Here is a 22,034-nt window from a genome sequence, read left to right on the forward strand (position 1 = left end):
GGGTATTTTTTTTCTGTTTTTGTCATAAAAATGTCAAAATAAAAAATCCAAGAAAGGAGGAGAGCCGTAACTAGACTAAAATAAAAAGCCCTGCTATGAAAAAATGGATCTTTAGAATTATATGGAGCAGCCTGGCGGTCTCCTTCCTTCTTTTTTCGGCCCTAGTCATCCATATTTATATGGTGATGGGACCTTCTAACATGAAATATCATAATAGCAAGCCCATACAGCTTTCTCGGATTGACTTTGAGGGCCCTAAAAATGACAGTTTATTTCATTTGGCGGAGAGTGAAGTGCGCAAGACGGCTGGGGTACAGCATGCTTTTTTGAACAAATCGCATGGCACCCTAGTCTATGGATACGCTCCGGGAGAAGTAGACCCCAAGGCTGTTTTTGCCAAAATTGAGCAGCTAGCGATTCGGCCCAAAATGTATGTGGTAGACAAAGAGCAGCTGGCCAATGGTTGTCCAGTTTTGGATAAAAGTTCTTTTAGCTATCGGCTAGGCGCCTTGATTCAATCCTTCTTTTAGGCAGGGAAAAAAGCCGGGCCTGAAAATGGTCCATGGCCCAGCGCTGCGCAGCGGTGGCCGCAGGCCAGACCGAGCGGGCGAAGCCCGCGAAGGGCCGAGCAGACCTGCGAGCCGCGCAGCATAGCGGCGGCCGAGCTAGGCGAAGCCTAGCCGGCCGCGGGCCCCAAAAAAAATGAATTAACTACATATAGCATTGCCGCTCCTCTAATGGCAGACTATTTTTTATTTATCACTGTTTAATCCTTATTTTATGACAAAGTATTTAAATGGTTTTCTCTTTGCCGTATTGGCCTTAGCCCTTTTTATGGGGTCTTGTAAAGAAGATGACACCGATGACAACACGAATGACGAGCCAACACTTTATGAGCGAGTTGGTGGAACGACCATGGTTTCGGACCCCAACAACTCTAGTCAAATGATTGAGCAAGGTTATTTGACCCTGCGCTCGGTAGTCGATTCTGCAATTTTTGTGATTGCTGCCGATACGGTAATGGCGCCTTATTTTCAGGTTTTGCTTACGGAAGTAGGCAATGGCGACATGTCTGGCGTTACCGCATTGAGTGCTAGTTTGACCAACTTTATGGCCGTAGCTACTGGAGCAGAAAACTTTAGTTATAATGGCCGCGATATGGTCACTGCTCATGATCCCGCCCAATATAACCGCATGGGACTCGCTGCAGACGATGCAGCCTATGATGCCTTTATTGCGGATGTGGGAACGGCCCTTGGGCAAAATGGCGTGACCGATACGGAGCTCATCAATGATTTGGTGGCCTTGTTGGAAACCCTACGTTCTGATATCGTTCAGCGATAGAAATCAGATTTTCATAGATTGTTAGGAGCCTCGGCCAGTTGGTCGGGGCTTTTTTTGGCTATAAATTTGCTGTAAAAAGCCGTCTAAGCCCCCTTTTTCTGGGAAAAGTCAAGTTTTTTTTTAGAAAAAGTGAAAAAAGTTCTGTTTTAGAGTTCACAACTTGGCCAAAACTTGCATTAAGGTCGTATAAACCAAACACTTTTTATGGATAAAGATCTGTACACACCTTAATGCCTCCTCTGGAACCATTATTCTACACAATAAACAAACTTCCCTCCCTTTGACACTTTTCCTTGATGAGGTCTTTATCAATGCTCTGTAATCCCAACCACCCCATTCCCCTTTTTGCTTGAGAATCCCCGTTCTCTACCCATCAAAAAATGGCAATAATCTATTTAGGTTATCTGCCCTTTTTTGTGTCTGTACCTAAGGCGTCGGTGTTTATGAAGCTTAGAAAAAAGCGTATCTTGTTTTAAACAAACTTACTGCAGATGATGCGCTTACTTTCCCTTCTATTTATTTTGGGTTTACTTTCTCCTTTAGCGGCCCAGAACAATACCTCTATTTATGATCATTTTTTGCCAGGCCAAAGCTATCTGCTCATGGCCGACAAGGTCAATTTGCGGCAACAGCCTAGTTTGCAAGCCAAGGTTTTGCAAAGAGCGCCCATTGGCAGCGCAGTAGAAATCATTAGCAAATCGGATAAGCAGCTTCGGTTGAAGGGGATAACGGCCCCCTGGTATTTGGTCCTTTATAAAGGGCAAAAAGCCTTTGTTTGGGGCGGATTGCTGGCCTTGGGCCAAGAGTCCCTCCAAGATGGCCGCCAATTACTGTATGGCTATGAGCGGATGGAGGTCCGCAAAGAGGGCCAAATAGAAAGCCGGCAGTTTTGGTTGGGCCTGCGCTTGGTCCAAAACAATAAAGAATTGCAGCATCTATCTATAAAGGCTATGGGCAACCTACAAACTAGCCTGAGCTTTAGGCTAGATGACCACCGTGGCCTAGAGCAGCTAGAGCATATTATTGAGTTTTCTTTTAGCGATGGCTATTGTGGGGGGACCAATGGGATGCAAACGGTTTTTCTTCAAAAGCAGCGGCTTTATGCCTTGCCTCCGCTTTATAGTGGTTCTGACTTACCCGTTTTCCAACATCAATACTTTGTTTATCCTAAGGAGCATCAAAAAAGCGCCAACCTACTCATTTTCAAAAATGAGTCAGGAGAATATGATGATGCCACAGGACAACCGCAGTACGATCAGCAAAGCAGTACTGACTTTTTATGGAATGGTCGAGTTCTTCTGCCCCTAAAACCTTAAACCCAATGCGCTATTTAGCTTATTTTTTGCTGCTTTGCGCCTTCTTTTCTTGCCAAAACAGCTATCAGGAATTCAAACAATTGGAGGGCGAAAAAGCCATGCTGGTTTCGGCCCACCCCATAGCTTCTTTGGCGGGCAAAAAAGTGCTTAAGGCAGGCGGAAACGCCATAGATGCCGCTGTAGCCGTTCATTTTATGCTGGCCGTGGTCTATCCAGAAGCGGGCAATATTGGCGGAGGCGGCTTTATGATTTTTCGCCCAGCTCAAGGCCCCGTACAAAGCTTAGATTTTAGAGAAACCGCCCCCGCCCTAGCCTATCGAGATATGTATTTAGATAGCCTGGGCCAAGCTAATGATAGCCTCAGCCGATTGGGGGCGCTCTCGGTGGGGGTGCCCGGTTCGGTGGCCGGACTCTTTGAGGCCCATCAAAAATATGGAAAGCTTCCTTGGGCCAAACTGATTGCCCCCGCTATTGAAGTAGCAGAAAAAGGCTATATCTTGTCTGCTTCGGCAGCTAAGCGCCTAAATGAAAAGCTGCCCGAAATGAGAAAGGTCAATCGCTACCAAATGCCTTTTATGCAAAAAGAAAGCTGGGCAGCAGGCGATCGCATTGTCCAAAAAGAATTGGCCCAAACCCTAAAACGTATCCAAAAAGAGGGAAGAGATGGCTTTTATAAGGGAGAAACGGCAGCCCTTTTCTTGGCCGAAATGCAGGCCGCTGGCGGCTTAATTCAGGCCGAAGACCTAGACAACTACCAGCCCAAATGGCGAAGCCCCATCCAGTTTAATTATAAAAACAAATATACGGTTTATAGCATGCCGCCCCCCTCTAGTGGAGGCATCGCCCTGGCCCAACTGCTGCAAATGGTAGAGGATTATCCTCTCAAGCAAATGGGCTTTCAATCAACTCGAGCGGTGCATTTAATGGTAGAAGCCGAACGCCGAGTCTATAGCGATAGAGCCAAACATTTGGGCGATACCGACTTTTATCCCGTTCCAATTGAGGCCCTAACCGATAAGGCTTATGCCAAAAATAGAATGCGGTCTTTTTCCTACCAAAAAGCCAGTCCTAGCCAAGAAATTCAGGCGGGACAGCCTAAAAAAGTGGCGGAGGAAACCACCCATTATTCTATTGTTGATGAGGCCGGCAATGCGGTTTCGATTACCACTACCCTCAACGGCAATTTTGGCAGCAAGTTGATGGTCCAAGGGGCGGGTTTTTTCCTAAACAACGAGATGGATGATTTTAGCGCAAAACCCGGCCACCCCAATATGTTCGGCCTTTTGGGCAGCCAAGCCAATGCCATTGCCCCCAAAAAACGGATGCTCAGCTCCATGACGCCCACTATTGTCGATAAAGATGGGGAGCTTTTTATGGTTTTGGGCAGCCCCGGCGGCTCCACCATTATCACTTCCGTTTTTCAGGTTCTCCTCAATGTCATTGAGTTTGAGCAAGATTTGCCCAGCGCCGTTCAGGCCCCTCGTTTTCATCATCAGTGGCTGCCCGATCAGATTTATATTGAAGAGGGGGCTATTCCAGAAAGCGAACAGCAGCAGCTCAAAAAAATGGGCCATCAATTTAAGTTGCGGGAGCCTATTGGCCGTGTGGATGCCATTATTCGCTTGCCCAATGGAAAATGGCAGGGTGCTGCCGACCAAAGAGGAAACGATAGCACTGCAGGCTACTAATCCTGATGATTTTTTCTTTTTGGGGCTGCCCCGCCCTTCGGGCGGGTCGCTCCCCTCTGGGCTCGCAGGTCTGCTCGGCCCTGCAGCCGCCTGCGGCGGCTTTGGTCTGCCGCTTCGCGGCACCCGCCGGGCAGCTCAGCCGACGGCCCTTCGGGCCTTTTTACTGCCCGCCAACCCCCTAAAATTCACTGCCGAAGAAGAAAACCAAAAGAAAAAAGACCGTTGAGCGGCCTAGCGATGTGAAAGGGTGGCCGCTAGGCCAGACCAAGCAAAACGAGCGATAGCGAAGTTTTGCGAAGGGCCGAGCAGACCTGCGAGCCCTGAAACGTAGCGCCGACGACCAAAGGGAGACGGAGGCCCCAAAAAAATAATAAAACAACTTCCTTTTGGCCCTAACCTTGACTAAAAGACAGCATTAAGCAATACGCATTAAACCACAACCGCTATGAAACAATTTATTTTTAGTCTTAGCTTTTGCCTCTTGGCCATGAGCAGCCTTTTTGCCCAGGGAATTCAGTTTGAATCTGGAAGTTGGGCCGATGTAAAAGCCAAAGCCAAAGCCCAAAACAAGCCCATTTTTGTGGATGCTTATGCCGTTTGGTGTGGGCCCTGCAAATGGATGTCGGCCAATAGTTTTACCGATGCCTCCGTCGGCGAGCTCTACAACAGTGGCTTTATCAACTACAAATTTGATATGGAAAAAGGCGAAGGACCAGCTTTTGCTCAACAGCAGAGCATTCGGGCCTACCCCACCCTCCTTTTCTTCTCGCCCGATGGCGAATTGCTCAAAAAAGCAGAAGGCGCCCGAGATGCAGAAGGCCTCATCAGCTTGGCCAAACCTTATTTGAAGGCCAACAATAATGCAAATCAGGGACAAACGACCACAGATAATAACTGGGAAAGCCTCAACTTCAAAGCTTGGGAGTACTACGAAACTAAATCGAGCCGCTCCGACCTCAGCAAAGCCCTAAAATGGGCCAATGCCTCTATTGAGATGAACCGAAATTGGTATAATTTGGATACCAAAGCGCATCTACTCGCCAAATTGGGCCGCAATAAAGAAGCCCTAGAACTAGCCGTAGATGCTATTTTGGCCGCTCAAGATGCTAACGAATTGGCAGAAGCCGAAGAAACCATGGACCTTTTGCGAAAGCTCCGAAATAACTAAGCGAAAGCGCCCAAAAAGAAAGCGCTTGCAGTACTCCTGCAAGCGCTTTTTGATTTAAATATCACCTAACTGCGGCCTTAGAATAATTTCTTCCACCACCGTTTGCGGACTCAAGCCATGGCAATCCCAAACCGATTGCGCAATATCTTCGGCCTTCATAAAGCGTTCTTGGGGCAGCTCTGTGCCCTCCCAAGAAGCCGTATAAGTAGCGCCTGGCATAACAGCCGTCACCCGAATCCCCTGAGCTTTTACCTCTTCTCTAAGGACCCTAGAAAAGCCCAGCATAGCATGCTTAGAAACGGCATAAGCCCCATAAGGCATAAAACTAGCAATGGAACACATATTAAAGATATGTCCCGATTTTTGGGCCTGCATCTTGGGCAATAGCGCCTGCGTCAAATAATACGCACTATAGAGATTGGTATCCATCATGAGCTCAAAACTCTGCTCATGTCCAGCCTCCGTTAAGGGACAAGGAATAAACACCCCAGCATTATTGATCACTAAATCAAGCTGCTCAAACTCCTGTAGAATGGCTGCCCCAAAAGCTTTTACCGCTGCTTTTTTAGACATATCTACAGCCTGAATAAAGACCTTTATATCTGAGTTTATAGCCAAAAGTTCGGCTTTAAAGGCTTCTAAATCGGCCAAAGTTCTAGAACAAAGGGCCAAATCATAGCCTTTTTCGGCCCCCATCAGGGCCAAGGCACGCCCAATTCCCTTGGTCGCACCCGTAATTACTGCAACTGACATCTTTTTAGTTTTTGCGTTTGGCAATCATCATATTGTCATGCTCTCGAGTAGAATGATAACCCAAAGAAAAAGGCAAATCCTTAATTTTTTGAGTTTTATACACCTCTCTTAGCTCCGACTGATAACGCACTTTGAATAATGGAATCGGGCTGGTATACTGACCATAAAAGGTAAAATCCCATTCGCTGCTATTGTAGTAGTGGTAGGGAATGGCCGTATCATCCTGAAAAACAGCCTTGGCCTTAGCCAAAATCAATTCTCTAACTTTGCTAAAGGTTGGGCGGTGCATCAAGTAACTAGCCGATTTGGTAAATGTGCGGTTGGCCGCTACCATTTCCAAATGCTTGTACAATTCTGGACGTTTTTCCAAGCCCGCATCCGATACATCAGAAGAATGATAAAAGAGGGTCTTTTGTTCTTGGGTTTTGGCATCTAAAAAGTCTACCCGCACCGAAGAAAAGTCATTGCTTCCCTCCAAAACAGCTACGCTACCATCTGCCTGAATGGCCACTGGGCGCACATTGACAATCTTGTTGCCCGAACGAACCAAAAAGACCAAAAGTGTAGGCAATACGCCAGTTCTGGCCATATCTACTTTCATGTGCTTGGTATGGAAAAACCCACCGCGAATAAAGTCGGCAATCGTATTTTGTACCGAATTACAGTAGTTCATCCAGTTTACATCATCCGATTTCATGAAGGTCAAGTTCCCTGCTGGCTCCAAAGCAAAAAGATGATAATTTTTAGCGGAAGGGAAAAACTGGTAGCCATAATAAATATCTGGTCCAGAAAAAGGGTAAAACAAATCGCCCTTCATCTCATTCAAGCCCGCCAACTCTGTTCCAGCCCAAGTCCGCAACTCATCAAAACGCTTAGCATCGGCAGAAGCCCAACCTTGGTCGGCCTTTTTGGCATAGGCTTTCCAGGCCGCTCCCTGCGTCACCTCATAAAATTCAGAGGCCTCATCAATGCTCATTCCCGCCAAAATTCGGGCAACATCATCATATTTTCGGTCTACGGCTACTTTTTCTACCTGCTCCTCCTGCTCTGGCTCGGCGGGCTGTTCCGCAGGCTGTTCTTGCAGCCTATCCGCCACCTTATTGGCAACTTCTGCACCGCCTGTTTTCGAGCCCGCTTCTGTGCAACTTCCTAAACTAAGGCTGGCAGCCAAAGCTAGGCTACTTAGGGTCCAAATCGACTTTTTCATCATGGATTTTATTACTTGATTGTAAATGGATTATTTTTTTGGGGCCTCCCGCCTTCGGCGGGCGCTACCTTGCGCAGCTCGCAAGTCTGCTCGGCCCTGCGGCGGCTTTGCCGCCTTGGTCTGCAGCTTCGCTGCACTGCTCCACATCGCTAGGCCATTTCTGCCCCTTCGGGGCAGGGCGGCCAAGCCGCCTTATTCTCGGCCCTTGGCCAAAAAATAGACCAGTAGCCCAAGGAGTAAGGTAGCCAGACCAGCAAAAGACTCTTTAGGATGATCGATCATCGTATACACCAACATCCAAAGCTCTAGCAAAATGAAAATTACTGCAGGCAAAGGATAGAGCGGCAGGCGATAGCCTTTGCTCGCTGGCTGCCGAGTTCTGAGGACCAAAAGGCCCACAACCGTTAGGCAGGTAAAGAGGGCCAAGGTAAAGCCCACATAGCGAATTACGGCATCAAAGCTAGCGGTATAAATAAGGGCTAAGGCAATAACAGACTGAATAATTACGGCCATATAAGGCGCTCCCGCCTTATTGCTAATGGCCCAAAAACGCAAGCCTTTTAGGTCTTGCCCCATTTGTTGGCTCACTCTGGGCCCCGCTAAGGTCATGCCCAAAACAGAAGCCAAAAGCCCTAGGCAAATCATGGCCGAAATCAACTGCCCGCCCAAATCGCCAAAAATGGCTTGGGCCGCAATGGCGCCCACTTCATTTTGCCCAGCTAGCTCCTCCATCGGAACTCGATACAAAAATACAAAATTGAGCAGAACATAAAGCGTCGCCACCAAAACAACGGACAAAATCAAAGATCGAGGTACATTTTTATTGGCCGATTTCACTTCTCCCGCCACATAAGTGACCGCATTCCAGCCCGAAAAGGCATAAGAGACATAAATCAGGGAAACCGCAAAACTATGGCTGGCAATGGCCTCAAAATCTACGGCCTCCATACTAAAGGAAAAATGACTCGTATCTCCGGCTATAAAAAAGCCGCAGACAATGAGGACCACAATGAGGAAGAGATTGAGATAGGTGGTTCCACTTTGTATCAAAGAGGACCAAGAGAGTTTCATGAAATTGACCAAAGCAGCCAAAAGGACCAAAACCATGGCCACTACAAGCTGTGCATTTTTCAGTTCGGCCTCGCTCATGCCCTCAAAATAGCTAGGCAAAGCCCAAGAAAAATATTTGCTAAAGGCCATAGCCGAAGCGGCAATGGGGGCCGCAAAACCAATTGTGGCCGAGGTCCAACCCGACAAAAAGCCCAAGGCGGGATGATAAATCTTACTTAGGTAATTATACTCTCCACCAGAACCTGGCAAACGAACAGCCAGCTCGCCATAGACCAAAGCGCCACAAAGCGCTACCAGTCCACCCACCAACCAAAGGACCACCACCGCAAAGGTAGATTTAATCCCAATCACTTGATAGCCCAAACTCGTAAATACCCCTGTACCAATCATGCAGGCAGCAATAACGGCTACAGCCGCAGCTAGGCCCAATTTATTTTCTCTTGCTTGCTCTTCCACAGTTTTCCTATAAAAAAGCGATATGCAGCATCCTCAAAGGGCCACATATCGCTCTATTTGATAATCTTTTAGCTTTTTGCTTCTATCGGCGGCGGCGCGAACGGCGGCGCTTATAAGAGAAGCTGACCTCAGGATCTACAGATTTTGCAATCGTTTTGATTTGTTCTGTGGTCATATCAGCAATGTAGGGTTCTGGATCTACACGCTTATTATTGATAAACACTTCATAGTGAACATGAGGCGAAGTAGAATAGCCCGTGCTACCCACATAGCCAATAATTTCTCCACGCTGTACTTTTTGGCCCACTTTGGCATCAATCAAGCACATGTGGCCATAGAGTGTTTTATAGCCATAGCCGTGGTCGATCACCACATTAAAGCCATAGCCACTGCGTTTGTGCTCTACACGAACCACCGTACCATCGCCAGTAGCGAAAATGGGAGCTCCCATAGGTGCGCCCAAGTCAATACCGGGGTGCATTTGCCAAACGGACTTATTAAAAGGATTTCTACGCATACCAAAACCCGAAGAGAGGTGAAGGGCGCGCTCTAGGCGCAAAAGGGGCCGGATTGCAGGAATAGCGCGCATGCGCTTTTCGGCCTTACTGGTTTTGGTTAATAACTTATCTTGAGAGGCGGCCACCATAGACATTTGGTGACGGATTTTTTGCAACTTTTCGGCCATTTCGACTAAGGCCGCTCCATCTTGGAGTTGTTGGAGTTCGGGATGTTTTACGCTACCCCCTACTCCATATTCCCATTCGCTATCATCAATTTGATTGAGGTCTAGAGTGGGGCTATATAGATTTTGGTCCCGTTCTTTGAGATCTACCAAGGCAGCGCCCATGAGGTCCAATTTCTGGTTGGTTTCTTGAATTTTTGCGGTAATCAGTTGTTTTTCAGCAACATAATTTCGCAGGCTTTCAGGAGCCGCTAGCGTCCATAATCCCCAGCCATAGAAGGCCGTGGCGGTTAGAATCATGGTCATTTGGCCAATTTGTTGGAGCCAATTTTTTTTGATTCGTTCGTAGGAGAGCGTGTTCCTGTTATAACGATAAAGTACTCGTTTTTTCATAGGTAGTCGTTCTAGTGAACTAAAGCTTAGGCAGTTAGGCCCAACTCACAGTTTGCTGCGAGGTCTTTTAAAAGACAGACAAAGATAAGCAGCTAATTTTCAAAAAACCAAATAATTAGCGGAACTTTTTGGGGCTTTAAGATTTGTCCCTGGCTAAAGTTCCCTTTAGCAGGGCTTTTTTTGGGCCAAATTGCGGTATTGGAGGGCGCGAAGCGCCCGCAGGCCTAGCGATGTGCAGCAGTGCGGCGCAGCCGCAGACCAAGGCCGTTAGGCCGCAGGGCCGAGCGAATAGCGAGCTGCGCAACGTAGCGCCGACGAGCGCAGCGAGGCGGAGGCCCCAAAACCTCCTACTTTATAAATAGAGGATCCAGAAGAGGCTAGTTAGGGAAATAATGAGCCAAAGGGCGATACCGAGGCTAAGGGCTTTGAGGCCAGCCTGTTTCATTTGTTCTAAAGAAAGATTGCTTCCGATGAGGAAAAGCGTGAGGACCAAAAGGGCCTTGGCGGCTTGTTTGATGCCAGCCGATAGAACATCGGGAAAAGGCGTATAGCTATTGATGAGGATAGCGATGAGGAAGCCGCCGATGAAATAAGGAATTTTAATTTTCTTTTGCTCGCCCTTGAACCAATAGGCAGAAAGCAGCGCAATGGGGATAATCCAGAGTGCGCGGGCCAATTTGACCGTAGTAGCCACCTTTAGAGCCTCTTCTCCATAGCTATGGGCGGCCCCCACCACCGAGCTAGTATCATGGATAGCGATAGCGGCCCAAAGGCCAAAATCGGCTTGGCTAAGGCCTATGGCTTGGCCAAGCAGGGGAAAAAGGACCAAAGCAATAGAATTAAGGATAAACACTACCCCTAAGGCCGTGGATATATTCCGTTCGGAGGCATTAACTACAGGAGCCACAGCAGCAATGGCGCTTCCGCCACAGATAGCGGTCCCCGAGCCAATCAGATGGCTTTCTCTTCTGGGCATTTTGAGTAGGCGGCCAATGATAAAGGCCAAACTGAGGGTAAGGCTAATTGAAAAAACGGTCAGTAAAAAGCCCTCTTGGCCTACTTGCAGCGCCTCTTGGGCCGAAATGCCAAAGCCCAGGCCGATAACCGCCACCTTCAATAATTTTTTAACCGCCTTTTGGCTATGGCTAAGAAAAGGGTGGCCCAAGAAATGGCGGAAAAGGAGGCCAACGACCAAAGCCGCAGCGCTATTGGCCCAGGGCGTAAGGGCCCAAACAAGAAGAAGGACAAAGAGTATACGGATAGGCCAGCTATTGGCTAGCGCTTGTTGTTTTGACATCATTATTGTTTTTTATGCAAAGAAAGCAGAGAAGAGAAAGTTAGTTTGCAATAAAAATCACAGCCCGCCCAAAGTAGCGACAAAAGAAAGACAAAAGTCCTGTTTTATAAAAGTAACTGGCTTTTTGGTCAAAATTTTGTTGAGCTTTATCATTAATTAAGTTTAACAAAAGACATATAGTCATATGATCTCAAAACCGAAATTCCCCCAGATTTTAGCTGTTTTGGCCTTTTTGTCCCTCCTCTGGGCCTGTCAATCTACAGCTAGCCCCGAGATCCCTGAAATGAGCAGCCAAGAACTACTGCAACAACCCACTCAGCGATCGGCTAGCTTTAGAGATGAAGTGGTGGTAGAAATTCAGGAAGAGCCCCTCTACATTCAGCAATTTAAGGCCTATATGGTTAACCAAGAAGGCAATCCCATCAAATGGTTGGGCAATGATGAATTGGGTAGCTTTTTAATTTTGGACCCAGGCGGCTTTATGGAAGGCGGCGACAACTATGGCGGCTATGAAGGCGAGTGGCGCTACAACAAAGAGCAAGACAAAGTGGAGCTCCGTATGCAAAGCGATGAAAAATGGTCGGCCGTAGAATTTAAGCTACACAGCCGCGAACGCATAGAGCTGATGGGCATTCTTTTCCAAGCCGATTTGGAGCTTCCCAACAGCGATACCGCCCAAAAATAAAAGGGCCCATGCTCCTGCACAGGCCCAAAAAGGCTCCACAACCTAAAAGTCACTGAAAGACTAAGCGTCAACTGATCCGTTCTAGCTAGGGCGGGATAGTTGACGCTTTTTTATGCCTTTAGTTATAAAAGGTTAGGGCAAAGTGGAACAAAAAGCATTTTTTTTGCCTAATTTTGTCTGAAACACAGGCTACTTCATCGCGAGAACGGGATGCTTGAGCTTATAAAATAAGACAAAGCCCTTCTTGAGGAAAGTCCGAACAACGTACTGCATCGCGCCAGCTAACGGCTGGGCAGAGCGCTAAGCACTCTGACGGAAAGTGTCGCAGAAAATAACCGCCCATTTTGGGTAAGGGTGAAAACCTGCAGATAAGCGCGCAGGCAGGCTGCTGGCAACAGTGGCTTGGGATAAACCCCGCGAGTTGAAATGCCATGTAAACCAGCGCCCGAGGGTTGCAGGCCCAATGCTGGAGGGTAGGCAGATAGAGCGTTTATGTGAGTAAACGCCCAGATAAATGATGAAGCCTTGAGGCTTAGGCCAAAAGTGACAGAATTCGGCTTATCGGTCTGTGTTTTTTCTTTTTTTCTTAAAAAAGGCTGAGGTTTAGATTTTTTTGGAAAAAATTGTACCTTTGCCATCCGTTGAGCTGTGGGCCATTGCCCCTCAGCCTCTTTTTATTGCCAAATCGTAAACTATTCAATAAAAATGGCCAATCACAAATCAGCAAAAAAGCGCATTCGCCAAACGGCTAAGCGCCGCGTGCACAACCGCTTCTACAAGAAAACAACTCGTTCTGCTATCAAACGTCTACGCAGCATCACTGAAAAGTCTGATGCGGAGAAGTTCTTGCCCAAAGTAGTCTCTATGATCGACCGCTTGGCTAAAAAGAACCAAGTACACAAAAATAAAGCGGCCAACTTGAAGAGCAAATTGACTTCTTACGTCAACAATCTCTAGGATTTTGGTCCTTGACAAATATTTGGCAGACCTACTGGCTCGGTTCCATTAGGTCTGTCTTTTTGTGCCCGTTTTAAACCTTCTGCTCCTATGCAAGCCTATATTGCCACTACTTTTTTTGGCCTAGAAAATGTCTTGGCCAAAGAACTCAGCCAGCTTGGCGCCAAAAATATTAAGCCCCTTAAAAGAGCGGTCCGCTTTGAGGCCGATCCGCTTCAATTATATAAGGCCAATATGGGCCTGCGCACGGCCTTGCACATCTTGCACCCCCTGGCCGAAGAAAAGGTCCGAAATGCCGACCAACTCTATGCCCTCGGCAAAGCCATCAACTGGATGCGCTGGTTTAATAATGAGGCCACTTATGCTATCCGCGCCCGAGTAAGCCAGGCCCCCGAGTTTAAAAGTCCGCTTTTTGCCGCCCTTAAACTCAAGGATGCTATTGCCGACCAATTTAGAGATTTTACGGGCAGCCGCCCCAATATTGACCGAGATAATCCCGATATCGAAATCCACCTGCATATTTTTAGAGATCGCTGTAGCATTTCTATTGATAGTAGCGGCTCTTCGCTCCACCGCCGGGGCTACCGCCGAGGGGGACATGCCGCCCCCATGAATGAGGTCCTTGCCGCTGGTATGCTCCTCCTTTCTGATTGGCGGGGCCAAGGTAATCTGGTCGATTTTATGTGCGGTTCAGGAACGATTCTGACCGAAGGGGCCCTGCTGGCCACCAATAAAGCCCCCAATTTGCTCCGGCCCAACTTTAGCCTCAAGCATTGGAAAAACTTTGATAAGGAGCTCTGGAGCCAGGCCCGTATGGAGCTGATGAGCGAGGAAAAATCCTTTGAACACCGCATTTATGGCTCGGACTTTAAACGCTCGGCCATTTCTGAGGCTTTCAAAAATGCGCATTCTGCTGGCGTGGCCGATTTGATGCAGCTAGAGAACCTAGATTTTAGAAAGCTCAAACGCCCAGAAGAAGGCGAGCCCGGCGCAGTGATTATCAACCCACCTTATGGGGAACGCCTCAAACCTAGCCAAATTGGCCGCCTCTATGCCCAGATTGGAGATGCCCTCAAGCAGCATTTTTCTGGCTATTCGGCCTGGATCCTCTCCTCGAACAGAGAGGCCACCAAGGAGGTGGGACTCCGACCCAAAAATCGAATTCCGCTTTATAATGGTCCCCTCGAATGCCGCCTTTTACAATATGACCTCTACGATGGCAGCAAATACCTTGAGAAAAAACGACAGGCCGAAAAAGAAAATGATGCGCCCAAAAAAGAAGAGTCTTAATGGAAGAACTTCCGCTTTTTAGCCGCAGCCAACTGGCCTTGCGCAATGGCCAAGACCGAGAAGAAATTTGGGTGGCCTACCAGGGGCTTATCTATGAGCTCAATGGCAGCCGCCTTTGGCGAAATGGCCAGCATTATGGCCAATGGGCCGGGCAAGATCTTACTGCAGAATTAGATCAAAAAGCGCCTCATTCAGCCGAACATTTGAAAAGATTTAAGCTGGTGGGCCAATTGCGTCTTTAATAACTTACTGTTTTTTTGGGGCCTCCCGCAGCCCTTTTTTTCGGGGCTGCGGGCGCTAGGTTGCGGGGCTCGCTGTTCGCTCGGCCCTGCGCCAGCAAGCTGGCTAGGTCTGGCCCTTTGGGCCACCCCTCCACAGCGCTAGGCCGTTGCAGGCTTTGCCTGCAGGGCGCTTCGCGCCCTAATCCGCGCAGAAAAAAAGCCAAAAGGCCACTAACTTTTTCCAGTTAGTGGCCTTTTTTCGGGACCGTAAACAAAATAGGGCCAGAGCAGAAAGCCTAAAGCAAAGCTATCAGTTGAGCGGCCACAACAAGGCCTTTAGGCCGCAGTTCGACGACCAAAGGGAGTAACCGATGTGGAGCAGTGCAGCGAAGCTGCAGACCAAAGCGCTTTAGCGCTGCAGGGCCGAGCAGACCTGCGAGCTGCGACAACAAGGACTTCAGTCCGCAGTTCGACAACTGAAAGGAGTAACGCCCCAGAACTAAAAAAGCCCCAAGCAAAAGCTCGGGGCAAAAAATTAGTTGGCATTATCAGAGAGGAACTTGAGTCTGTAGAGTTCTATTTCTTCTAGAGAAATATCATCTTCTTTGAGTTCCTCAAAAGCCGTATCGAGATTATCGGTTTCGGCCTGCATAAAATAGTCTTCAATATCTTCCTGCACTCCTTCATCGAGGATATCCTCAATATAATAATCGATATTGAGTTTAGTGCCTGCATTGATAATCATATAGAGTTCTTGCAGTAGCTCATCCATGCGGATGCCAAGGCTATCGGCAATATCTTCAAAGGGCATTTTGCGGTCAATACTTTGGATAATAGTGACCTTAGACTTTGATTTTCGGGCAACTGATTTAATAATAAAATCGACGGGGCGGATAATATTATTCTCCTCTACATAATCCTTAATGGTAGCCAAGAAGTTGCGGCCATATCGGCGAGCTTTGCCCTCAGAGACCCCAGAAATATTTTTCATCTCCTCAATGGTAAAGGGATATTGAGTAGCCATTTCTTCTAGAGACACTTTTTGGAAGACGACAAAAGGCGGTACATTTTTCTTGCGCGCCACCTGTTTGCGTAAATCCAGAAGAATTTTGAGCAATTGAGGATCTAGTGTAGAGCTAGCATTTTGTTCTCTTTCCTCCTCCATATCTTGCATTTCTTGGGCAAAATTATGGTTTAGGCTAATCTCAAAAAGTTTGGGTTGGGCCAAAAATTCATGTCCAGCCTCTGCCACTCTCAAGATACCATAGTCTTCAATATCTTTTTTGAGATAATCATTGAGTAGGCCTTGGCGGAGGACGGAATTCCAGTAGTGGCGGTCCTTATCTTTTCCTTTGCCAAAGAGTTCGTGTTTCTCGTATTTAAAGTCGAGAATAGACTGTGTTTTCTCTCCGAGGAGGAAATCGAGCAACTCCTTAGCTTGAAGCTGTTCGTGTAGGTCCTTGACCACCTGCAGCAAGAGCTGCAAAGCCTCCTTAGCATTTTCGGTAGGATGTTGTTTTTTGCAGTTATCACACATTTGGTCTCTTCGGCAGACCTCATCCTTATATTTCTCGCCAAAATAGTGCAGCAAAAAGCGTCTTCTACAAGCGGTAGTTTCCGCATAGGCAATCATTTCAGCCAATAGCTGAGCGCCCATTTCCCTTTCGGCCACAGGCTTATCGCGTAAAAACTTCTCGAGGCGGAGAATATCCTTATAAGAGTAGAACGTTAGGCAGTGAGCATGTTGGCCATCTCGGCCTGCTCGGCCTGTTTCCTGATAATAGTTTTCAATACTTTTAGGAATATCATAATGGATCACAAAGCGGACATCGGGCTTATCGATGCCCATCCCAAAGGCAATCGTAGCGACAATCACATCCACTTTTTCCATTAAGAAAGCATCTTGGGTATCGCTTCTGAGTTTGGCCTCTAGACCAGCATGATAGGGCGCCGCTTTAATATCGTTAACCGAGAGCACCTTGGCCACCTCTTCGGTTGTTTTACGGTTTTGGACATAGATAATGCCCGATTCATTGGGGGCTTTATCCTTAATAAACTGTACAATACGTCGGAGAACATCTTCCTTCTTTCCTTTGGGCTGCACCTCATAAAAGAGATTATCGCGATTAAAAGAGTCCATAAATTCTCTGGGCTCCTCTAGACGAAGGGTTTTCACGATATCCATACGGACCTTAGGGGTAGCCGTAGCCGTTAAGGCAATAATAGGAATCTCCTGCTCTATATTTTCAATCATAGAGCGGATTCGGCGATATTCTGGGCGAAAATCATGGCCCCATTCCGAAATACAGTGCGCTTCATCAACTGCGACAAAAGAGACCTTAATTTGCGATAGAAACCGAAGTGTATCTTCTTTGGTCAGGGTTTCTGGGGCAATATAAAGTAATTTGGTAGCGCCAGAAACGATATCTTGTTTGACTTCTTTTACCTTCGCTCTACTGAGTGAAGAGTTGAGAAAATGGGCCACTTGGTCCGACTCTGCATAAGAGCGAACGGCATCCACTTGATTTTTCATTAGGGCAATGAGTGGAGAAACCACAATAGCGGTGCCTTCAGAAAGTAGGGCGGGTAATTGGTAGCAAAGTGATTTTCCTCCACCCGTTGGCATAATCACAAAAGTATCTTGTCCACTGAGAATACTTTGAATAATCTCCTCTTGTTGGCCTTTGAATTGTTCAAATCCAAAATATTTTTTCAAGGCCGTTGTTAAACTCCTATCTTTAACCGTCATAATATCTAATATTCAGTGTCTAGTTGCTATGTTCACTATTTGTGGGGGAGGTACATAAAAACGCTGGGAATGGGAACTTTTTAAAAGTACAAATATTTTGCCGATTCCTCAACTAAAAAATTCCTAAAAAGCCCTTAAAAACTATAGTTTTAGGCATTGTCTAAAAAATTTATCCTATGATTATTCGCATTGTCAAGATGACTTTCCAGCCAGAGGAAACCGCTAATTTTTTAACTTTTTTCGAGCCTTTCAAGGAGCAAATTCGCCATTTTGAGGGCTGTCAAAAATTGCAGATCCTTAGAGGAAAAGATCAGCCAAATATTATTTTCTCTTATAGCTACTGGGATGGGCCTGCAGCCTTAGACTGTTACAGAAAATCAGCTCTTTTTGGGCAGGTTTGGCCCGAAACAAAAAAACGCTTTGCGGCCAAGCCCGAGGCTTGGACGGTAGACCTTTTAGCTGAAATTGACTAATTATGCGCAAGGCTTTTATTTGTCAATCTAATTATATTCCCTGGAAGGGCTACTTTGAGGCCATTGCTCAGGCCGATGTTTTTGTGCTTTACGATTGTGTGCAATATACCAAGAACGATTGGCGCAATCGAAATCGTATAAAAACGGCCCAAGGGCTACAATGGCTCAGTATTCCTGTTCGTCAAAAGCAGCTAAAACAGCGCATTGCCGATACGCAAGTTGCGCAGGCCAATTGGGCCAAAAAGCATTGGAATAGCTGGCAGACGCATTATGCTAAGGCGCCTTTTTTTAAGCAATATGCTCCAAAAATTAAGGCCCTTTATCTGGAAGAGGACAGCCCTTTTCTCTCTCAAATCAATAAGCGCTTTATTCTTTGGGCCTTAAATGAGCTGCAGATACAAACGGAGGTTTTAGAAAGCGTTCATTTTGATTTGCAGGAGCAAGACCCTAGCTTGCGATTGATTGAGCTTTTGCAGCAAATTGAGGCCCAACATTATTTGTCGGGCCCAGCCGCCAAGGCTTATCTGAATGAAGCAGCTTTTGAGGCCGCTCATATCAAATTGGAGTATTTGAATTATGGCCCCTACCCTACTTATGAGCAACTTTATCCGCCATTTAGCGATGCGGTCAGTATTTTAGACCTATTTTTTCATTTGGGGCCAGCCGCCAAGCAGTTTTTTCGGTCCATCTAAACGGCTCTACAGGGCGCAAAGCGCCCGCAGGCTGAGGGATAGTAGGGGGTGGCCGCAGGCCAGACCGAGCTTTTGAGCGCAGCGAAAAAGCGATGGGCCGAGCGAACAGCGAGCCCCCGCATAGCCCGACCCGCCCGCAGGGCGGGGCAGCCCCAAATCATCTAACTTTAACGACTTGCCCATGTCATCTGTAGACTATGCTGTTGTGGTCCCCGTTTATCGAGGCGAAGAGAGTTTGCCCCTACTCTATCAAGAAATCAAGGCTTTTTTTGAGGGGGCCAATTTGAGCTTTGAGCTTATTTTGGTCCATGATTGTGGGCCCGATAATTCTTGGGCGGTCATGAAAAAATTGGCGGCTCAGGATGCTCGTGTCCGCCCCTTTCAACTGAGTAGAAATTTTGGCCAACACAACGCCATTATTTGCGGTTTTGCGCAGGTTCGGTCCCCTTGGATCATTACGATGGATGAGGATTTACAGCAGCGCCCCGCCGATATTTCGGCCCTAATTGCCGAGCAAAAAAAGGGCAATTTTGATCTGGTTTATGGCTACTTTGAAGAGCGGCAGCACAATGGTTTTCGGAACCTGACCTCCTGGTTGATGCAGCGCAGTTTGAGCTTGGCCATTCCGCAGTTGCATCGGCATTATAGCCCTTTTCGCCTGATTCGTAGCGATATGGCCAAGGCTTGCCTGCAGATGAATAATTCCTATACCTTTTTAGATGGCTATCTGAGCTGGATTACGCAGCAGGTGAGCAGTGTGCGGGTCAGTCATCAGCCCCGGCAGGCCGGAGAAAGTGGCTATACGCTGCGCAAACTGCTCAATCATAGCATCAATATTTTAATTACCTTTTCGGACCTGCCCATCCGCTTACTTTCGGGCATTTCGATCATTATATTTATACTATCTTCGGTCTATTCGCTCTACATTTTGCTCCGAAAACTGATTCTCAACGATATTATTCCGGGCTATAGCAGTTTGGTGATTATCCTGGGCTTTGGGCTCAGTTTGATTCTTTTGGGCATTGGCATTTTGGGCGAGTACATCCACCGTATCAATCAGCGCAGCAGCAGAAGGCCCAATTTTTGGCTGCGTGCCTCAGAAAATGAAGAGCAAGATGAAGACTAGGCGCTATGTTTTTTTGGTTTCGGGCGGGGGCGGCAACCTCCGACTATTGGCCAAGTTCTTGGCCTTTGGCCTTTTGGATGGGGAGTTGGTTGGCGTTTTGGCCGATCGGCCTTGCCCCGCCCTGAGTTGGGCCCAAGAAAAAGGCATTTTTGCCCAGCAAATGAGTTATCGGCAGAGCCAGCCCGAGGAGTTGCGGCGGTATTTGGCCCAATTGCAAGCCGATCTGATCATTACCAATATCCATAAAATTATTGATGCCCAGACCTTGGCCCAATTCTCTGAGGCGCATTGGCTCAATTTGCATTATTCGATTTTGCCTGCTTTTGCTGGCCTCATTGGCCTAGCGCCCCTAGAAGCCGCCCAAAAACAGCGCTTGCCATTTTTTGGGGCAACGGCACATTTGGTAGAGGAGCAACTAGATGCTGGGCCGATTTTGGCCCAGGGCATTTTTGCTACCGCTTGGCAAAAAAAGACTAAAAAAGCCCATATTGAGCAAACTTTTCGGGCGGGTGGACTTGCGCTTTGGGCCGCTTTGGCCCAACTAGAAGGCCAAGAACTCGCCGAGCAGCCCGCAGCTATTCAATGGGAAAATGGGCAGCGCATTTGCCTACATCCCAGCCCCAAAATTCCAGAGCAGCTGCAGCAAGAAACATTTTGGCAAAATATCTAATTTTTTTCTTTTTTGGGGCCCGCGGCCGGCTCGGCTGCGCCTCGGTCGGCCGCCGCTATGCTGCGGGGCTCGCAAGTCTGCTCGGCCCTTCGCAAAACTTCGCTAACGCTCGTTTTGCTCGGTCTGGCCTTCGGCCACCCACTCCGCAGCGCTGGGCCAATAGAGCCTGGCAGCTATCCAGAAATTAAACTATTTTCTTATGATTCGATTCTTTTTTATCTGTTGTTTAGCCCTCCTATTTTTTGGGCCCTTAAAGGCCCAACGGCCCGACAGCAGCTTTTTGATGGACAATATTTACAAGGTCAAATTGGGCGAAAAAACCCTCTGGGGCTTTTATGAGCGAGAAACAGGAGAAATTCTTAGCCCCGCCGCCTATGATAGCATCAAATATCAGTTTCGCCTAGAACAGGATTTGCGCTATTACGAAATTCAGAAAAATGGAAAATGGGGCCTATTAAATAAGGACCTCAGCGCTTGGATTCCCCCCAAATACGATAAGGTCAATTATCGCTATAAGCTAGATCCGGCCCGCATCTTTGTAGAAGTTGGTGGAAAGTACGGCATCTTTAATGAAGATGGCAGCGAATGGCTGGCCCCTATTTATGATGAAATCATGTTTGATGGCAACTACTTTAAGGTTAAGCAAGGAGAAAAATGGGGCATTCTCACTATTCGTGGAGAAGAATATTTGCCCATTTGCTTTGCGCATATCTATGACAATTTAGAGCCTAAATACTCCTTGGTTCGCCAAGAGAACAAGCAGCTTTGGTCGGTATATAATTGGTTGGCCCAAAATGGCTCGCCCTGCGAATTGCAGCCCGAGCTCAGCTTTGAGCGGATAGAATACTTCAATGAGTTTTTTACGGTCTATAAAGATGGACTTTGGGGCGTTGCCAATGATGAAGGAAAATTACTCATTGAGCGAAAATACAAGGAGCTCGAGCCCTTTTCCTTTTTGCCCCTGCGCTGGCTCAAGGTCTTAGAAAAAGATAAGTATGGTATTTTGCGGCTAGATTCTTTGGGAAAATTGGACACTATTCTGGATCCTATTTATGATGATATTGGCATTGACCCCGACAACTACAAGCTGATGGCCCGCTATAAGGGCAAGGAAGACTATATGTATGAGGGCGAGGGCTATTTTAATTTTGCCTATGATGGCATTAAGTACTTTTTGCGGCATCAGCTTTTTATTATAGAGCTCAATGGCAAGGCGGGAGTGGCCAATGTGGAAAAAGACATTTTGATCCCCCCCAAAAAATATAGCAAGCTGCACATCATTGACCGCAACACTTTTATGGTCCAAAAAGGCGGAAAATGGGGAGTGGTCGATGCCCAAAACCGAGAACTCATTGCCCCCGCTTTTACCAACTTTGACTTTAGGAAAGAGGGCTACTTCTTTGCTGCCGATGGCGAAAAATGGGGAGTGGTTTCTCTAAAAAAGGGTATTTTGCTGCCTCCAAAATATGAAGATGTGGTCATTTTGCCCAAAGGCCGTTTTTTGGTCCAAAAAGGCGGAAAATGGGGCGTAGTGGCTGTTGGTGGCCGAATTATTGAGCCCATCAAGTGGGAACGCTATAGCTACCCCAGAGGCAGCGAAGAGATTGAGCTCATCAAAGGAAATAAAAGCTTTAAGTATAAACTTTAATGGAGTCTAGGGGCCCGGCCAGGCGGTCCTTGGCCCAGCGCTGCGGAGCGGGTGGCCGTCAGGCCAGACCAAAGCCGCCGAAGGCGGCTGCAGGGCCGAGCGAACAGCGAGCCCCGAAGCATAGCGGCGGCCGACCTAGCCGAAGGCT

The 22,034-nt window shown here is 47.4% G+C and carries 20 protein-coding genes and 1 other RNA gene; 15 read left to right on the top strand and 6 right to left on the bottom strand.

The genetic code is table 11. The annotated features are described in order from the left end of the window. The first annotated feature begins 95 nt into the window (after window positions 1–95). The 5 genes from SGRA_RS06975 (at window position 96) to SGRA_RS07000 (ending at window position 5,516) form a co-directional block, all read left to right on the top strand. Window positions 96–530, top strand: coding sequence for a hypothetical protein (locus SGRA_RS06975; protein WP_015691927.1), 435 nt, complete (start codon window positions 96–98; stop codon window positions 528–530). Window positions 531–780: 250 nt separating this feature from the next. Further along, window positions 781–1,344 carry a globin family protein gene (locus SGRA_RS06980; RefSeq protein WP_015691929.1) on the top strand — a complete coding sequence of 188 codons (564 nt, stop codon included), beginning with the start codon at window positions 781–783 and terminating at the stop codon, window positions 1,342–1,344. 491 nt (window positions 1,345–1,835) lie between these two features. Then, entirely contained in the window at window positions 1,836–2,660 is an 825-nt protein-coding gene (locus tag SGRA_RS06985) for an SH3 domain-containing protein (RefSeq protein WP_015691930.1), read from the top strand. Between the two features lie 5 nt (window positions 2,661–2,665). Continuing rightward, a complete protein-coding gene (gene ggt, locus SGRA_RS06990) occupies window positions 2,666–4,348 on the top strand; it encodes a gamma-glutamyltransferase (protein WP_015691931.1) in 1,683 nt (560 codons plus the stop codon). A gap of 445 nt (window positions 4,349–4,793) precedes the next feature. Continuing rightward, entirely contained in the window at window positions 4,794–5,516 is a 723-nt protein-coding gene (locus SGRA_RS07000) for a thioredoxin family protein (protein ID WP_015691933.1), read from the top strand. 54 nt (window positions 5,517–5,570) lie between these two features. On the opposite strand, the gene SGRA_RS07005 is transcribed toward SGRA_RS07000, so the two are convergent. The 5 genes from SGRA_RS07005 to SGRA_RS07025 all read right to left on the bottom strand — a co-directional run bounded on the left by SGRA_RS07005 (window position 5,571) and on the right by SGRA_RS07025 (window position 11,375). Beyond that, complete coding sequence (locus tag SGRA_RS07005) at window positions 5,571–6,269, bottom strand: SDR family oxidoreductase (protein WP_015691934.1); 699 nt, start codon at window positions 6,267–6,269, stop codon at window positions 5,571–5,573. Window positions 6,270–6,273: 4 nt separating this feature from the next. Continuing rightward, on the bottom strand, window positions 6,274–7,479 hold the full coding sequence (locus tag SGRA_RS07010) for a hypothetical protein (protein ID WP_245538656.1): 1,206 nt from the start codon (window positions 7,477–7,479) through the stop codon (window positions 6,274–6,276). Window positions 7,480–7,668: 189 nt separating this feature from the next. Beyond that, window positions 7,669–9,003: an APC family permease gene (locus SGRA_RS07015; protein ID WP_015691936.1), complete on the bottom strand. Its 1,335-nt coding sequence runs from the start codon at window positions 9,001–9,003 to the stop codon at window positions 7,669–7,671. 82 nt (window positions 9,004–9,085) lie between these two features. Continuing rightward, window positions 9,086–10,078: a M23 family metallopeptidase gene (locus SGRA_RS07020; protein ID WP_015691937.1), complete on the bottom strand. Its 993-nt coding sequence runs from the start codon at window positions 10,076–10,078 to the stop codon at window positions 9,086–9,088. 352 nt (window positions 10,079–10,430) lie between these two features. Further along, window positions 10,431–11,375, bottom strand: coding sequence for a YeiH family protein (locus tag SGRA_RS07025; RefSeq protein WP_015691938.1), 945 nt, complete (start codon window positions 11,373–11,375; stop codon window positions 10,431–10,433). A 184-nt stretch (window positions 11,376–11,559) separates the two neighbouring features. Between SGRA_RS07025 and SGRA_RS07030 the strand changes: the two genes are divergently transcribed. The 5 genes from SGRA_RS07030 (at window position 11,560) to SGRA_RS07050 (ending at window position 14,549) form a co-directional block, all read left to right on the top strand. Then, the gene (locus SGRA_RS07030) at window positions 11,560–12,060 is read left to right on the top strand and encodes a hypothetical protein (RefSeq protein ID WP_015691940.1); all 501 of its coding nucleotides are present in this window, start codon (window positions 11,560–11,562) and stop codon (window positions 12,058–12,060) included. A 202-nt stretch (window positions 12,061–12,262) separates the two neighbouring features. Next, an RNA gene (rnpB, locus tag SGRA_RS19670) (RNase P RNA component class A) lies at window positions 12,263–12,637 on the top strand. A gap of 128 nt (window positions 12,638–12,765) precedes the next feature. Next, complete coding sequence (gene rpsT / locus SGRA_RS07040; RefSeq protein ID WP_015691941.1) at window positions 12,766–13,017, top strand: 30S ribosomal protein S20; 252 nt, start codon at window positions 12,766–12,768, stop codon at window positions 13,015–13,017. A gap of 90 nt (window positions 13,018–13,107) precedes the next feature. After that, window positions 13,108–14,307, top strand: coding sequence for a THUMP domain-containing class I SAM-dependent RNA methyltransferase (locus tag SGRA_RS07045; RefSeq protein WP_015691942.1), 1,200 nt, complete (start codon window positions 13,108–13,110; stop codon window positions 14,305–14,307). Then, window positions 14,307–14,549, top strand: coding sequence for a cytochrome b5-like heme/steroid binding domain-containing protein (locus SGRA_RS07050; protein WP_015691943.1), 243 nt, complete (start codon window positions 14,307–14,309; stop codon window positions 14,547–14,549). The genes SGRA_RS07045 and SGRA_RS07050 overlap by 1 nt, the downstream gene beginning before the upstream one ends. A gap of 514 nt (window positions 14,550–15,063) precedes the next feature. Here the strand turns inward: SGRA_RS07050 and recQ are convergent. After that, window positions 15,064–17,277, bottom strand: a complete 2,214-nt coding sequence (gene recQ, locus SGRA_RS07060) for a DNA helicase RecQ (RefSeq protein WP_015691945.1) — start codon at window positions 17,275–17,277, stop codon at window positions 15,064–15,066. Between the two features lie 176 nt (window positions 17,278–17,453). On the opposite strand from recQ, the gene SGRA_RS07065 reads away from it, so the two are divergent. The 5 genes from SGRA_RS07065 to SGRA_RS07085 all read left to right on the top strand — a co-directional run bounded on the left by SGRA_RS07065 (window position 17,454) and on the right by SGRA_RS07085 (window position 21,886). Next, window positions 17,454–17,750, top strand: a complete 297-nt coding sequence (locus SGRA_RS07065; protein ID WP_015691946.1) for a putative quinol monooxygenase — start codon at window positions 17,454–17,456, stop codon at window positions 17,748–17,750. A 2-nt stretch (window positions 17,751–17,752) separates the two neighbouring features. Beyond that, entirely contained in the window at window positions 17,753–18,442 is a 690-nt protein-coding gene (locus tag SGRA_RS07070) for a WbqC family protein (RefSeq protein ID WP_015691947.1), read from the top strand. Between the two features lie 181 nt (window positions 18,443–18,623). Continuing rightward, entirely contained in the window at window positions 18,624–19,568 is a 945-nt protein-coding gene (locus SGRA_RS07075) for a glycosyltransferase family 2 protein (RefSeq protein WP_015691949.1), read from the top strand. Next, window positions 19,558–20,238 (top strand): formyltransferase family protein, encoded by a 681-nt coding sequence (locus tag SGRA_RS07080; RefSeq protein ID WP_015691950.1) that lies wholly within the window; start codon window positions 19,558–19,560, stop codon window positions 20,236–20,238. Before SGRA_RS07075 ends, SGRA_RS07080 begins: the two co-directional genes overlap by 11 nt. Window positions 20,239–20,437: 199 nt before the next feature. Further along, a complete protein-coding gene (locus SGRA_RS07085; protein ID WP_015691952.1) occupies window positions 20,438–21,886 on the top strand; it encodes a WG repeat-containing protein in 1,449 nt (482 codons plus the stop codon). Window positions 21,887–22,034 lie beyond the last annotated feature (148 nt).

The organism is Saprospira grandis str. Lewin (assembly GCF_000250635.1).
Classification (GTDB): Bacteria; Bacteroidota; Bacteroidia; order Chitinophagales; family Saprospiraceae; genus Saprospira; species Saprospira grandis.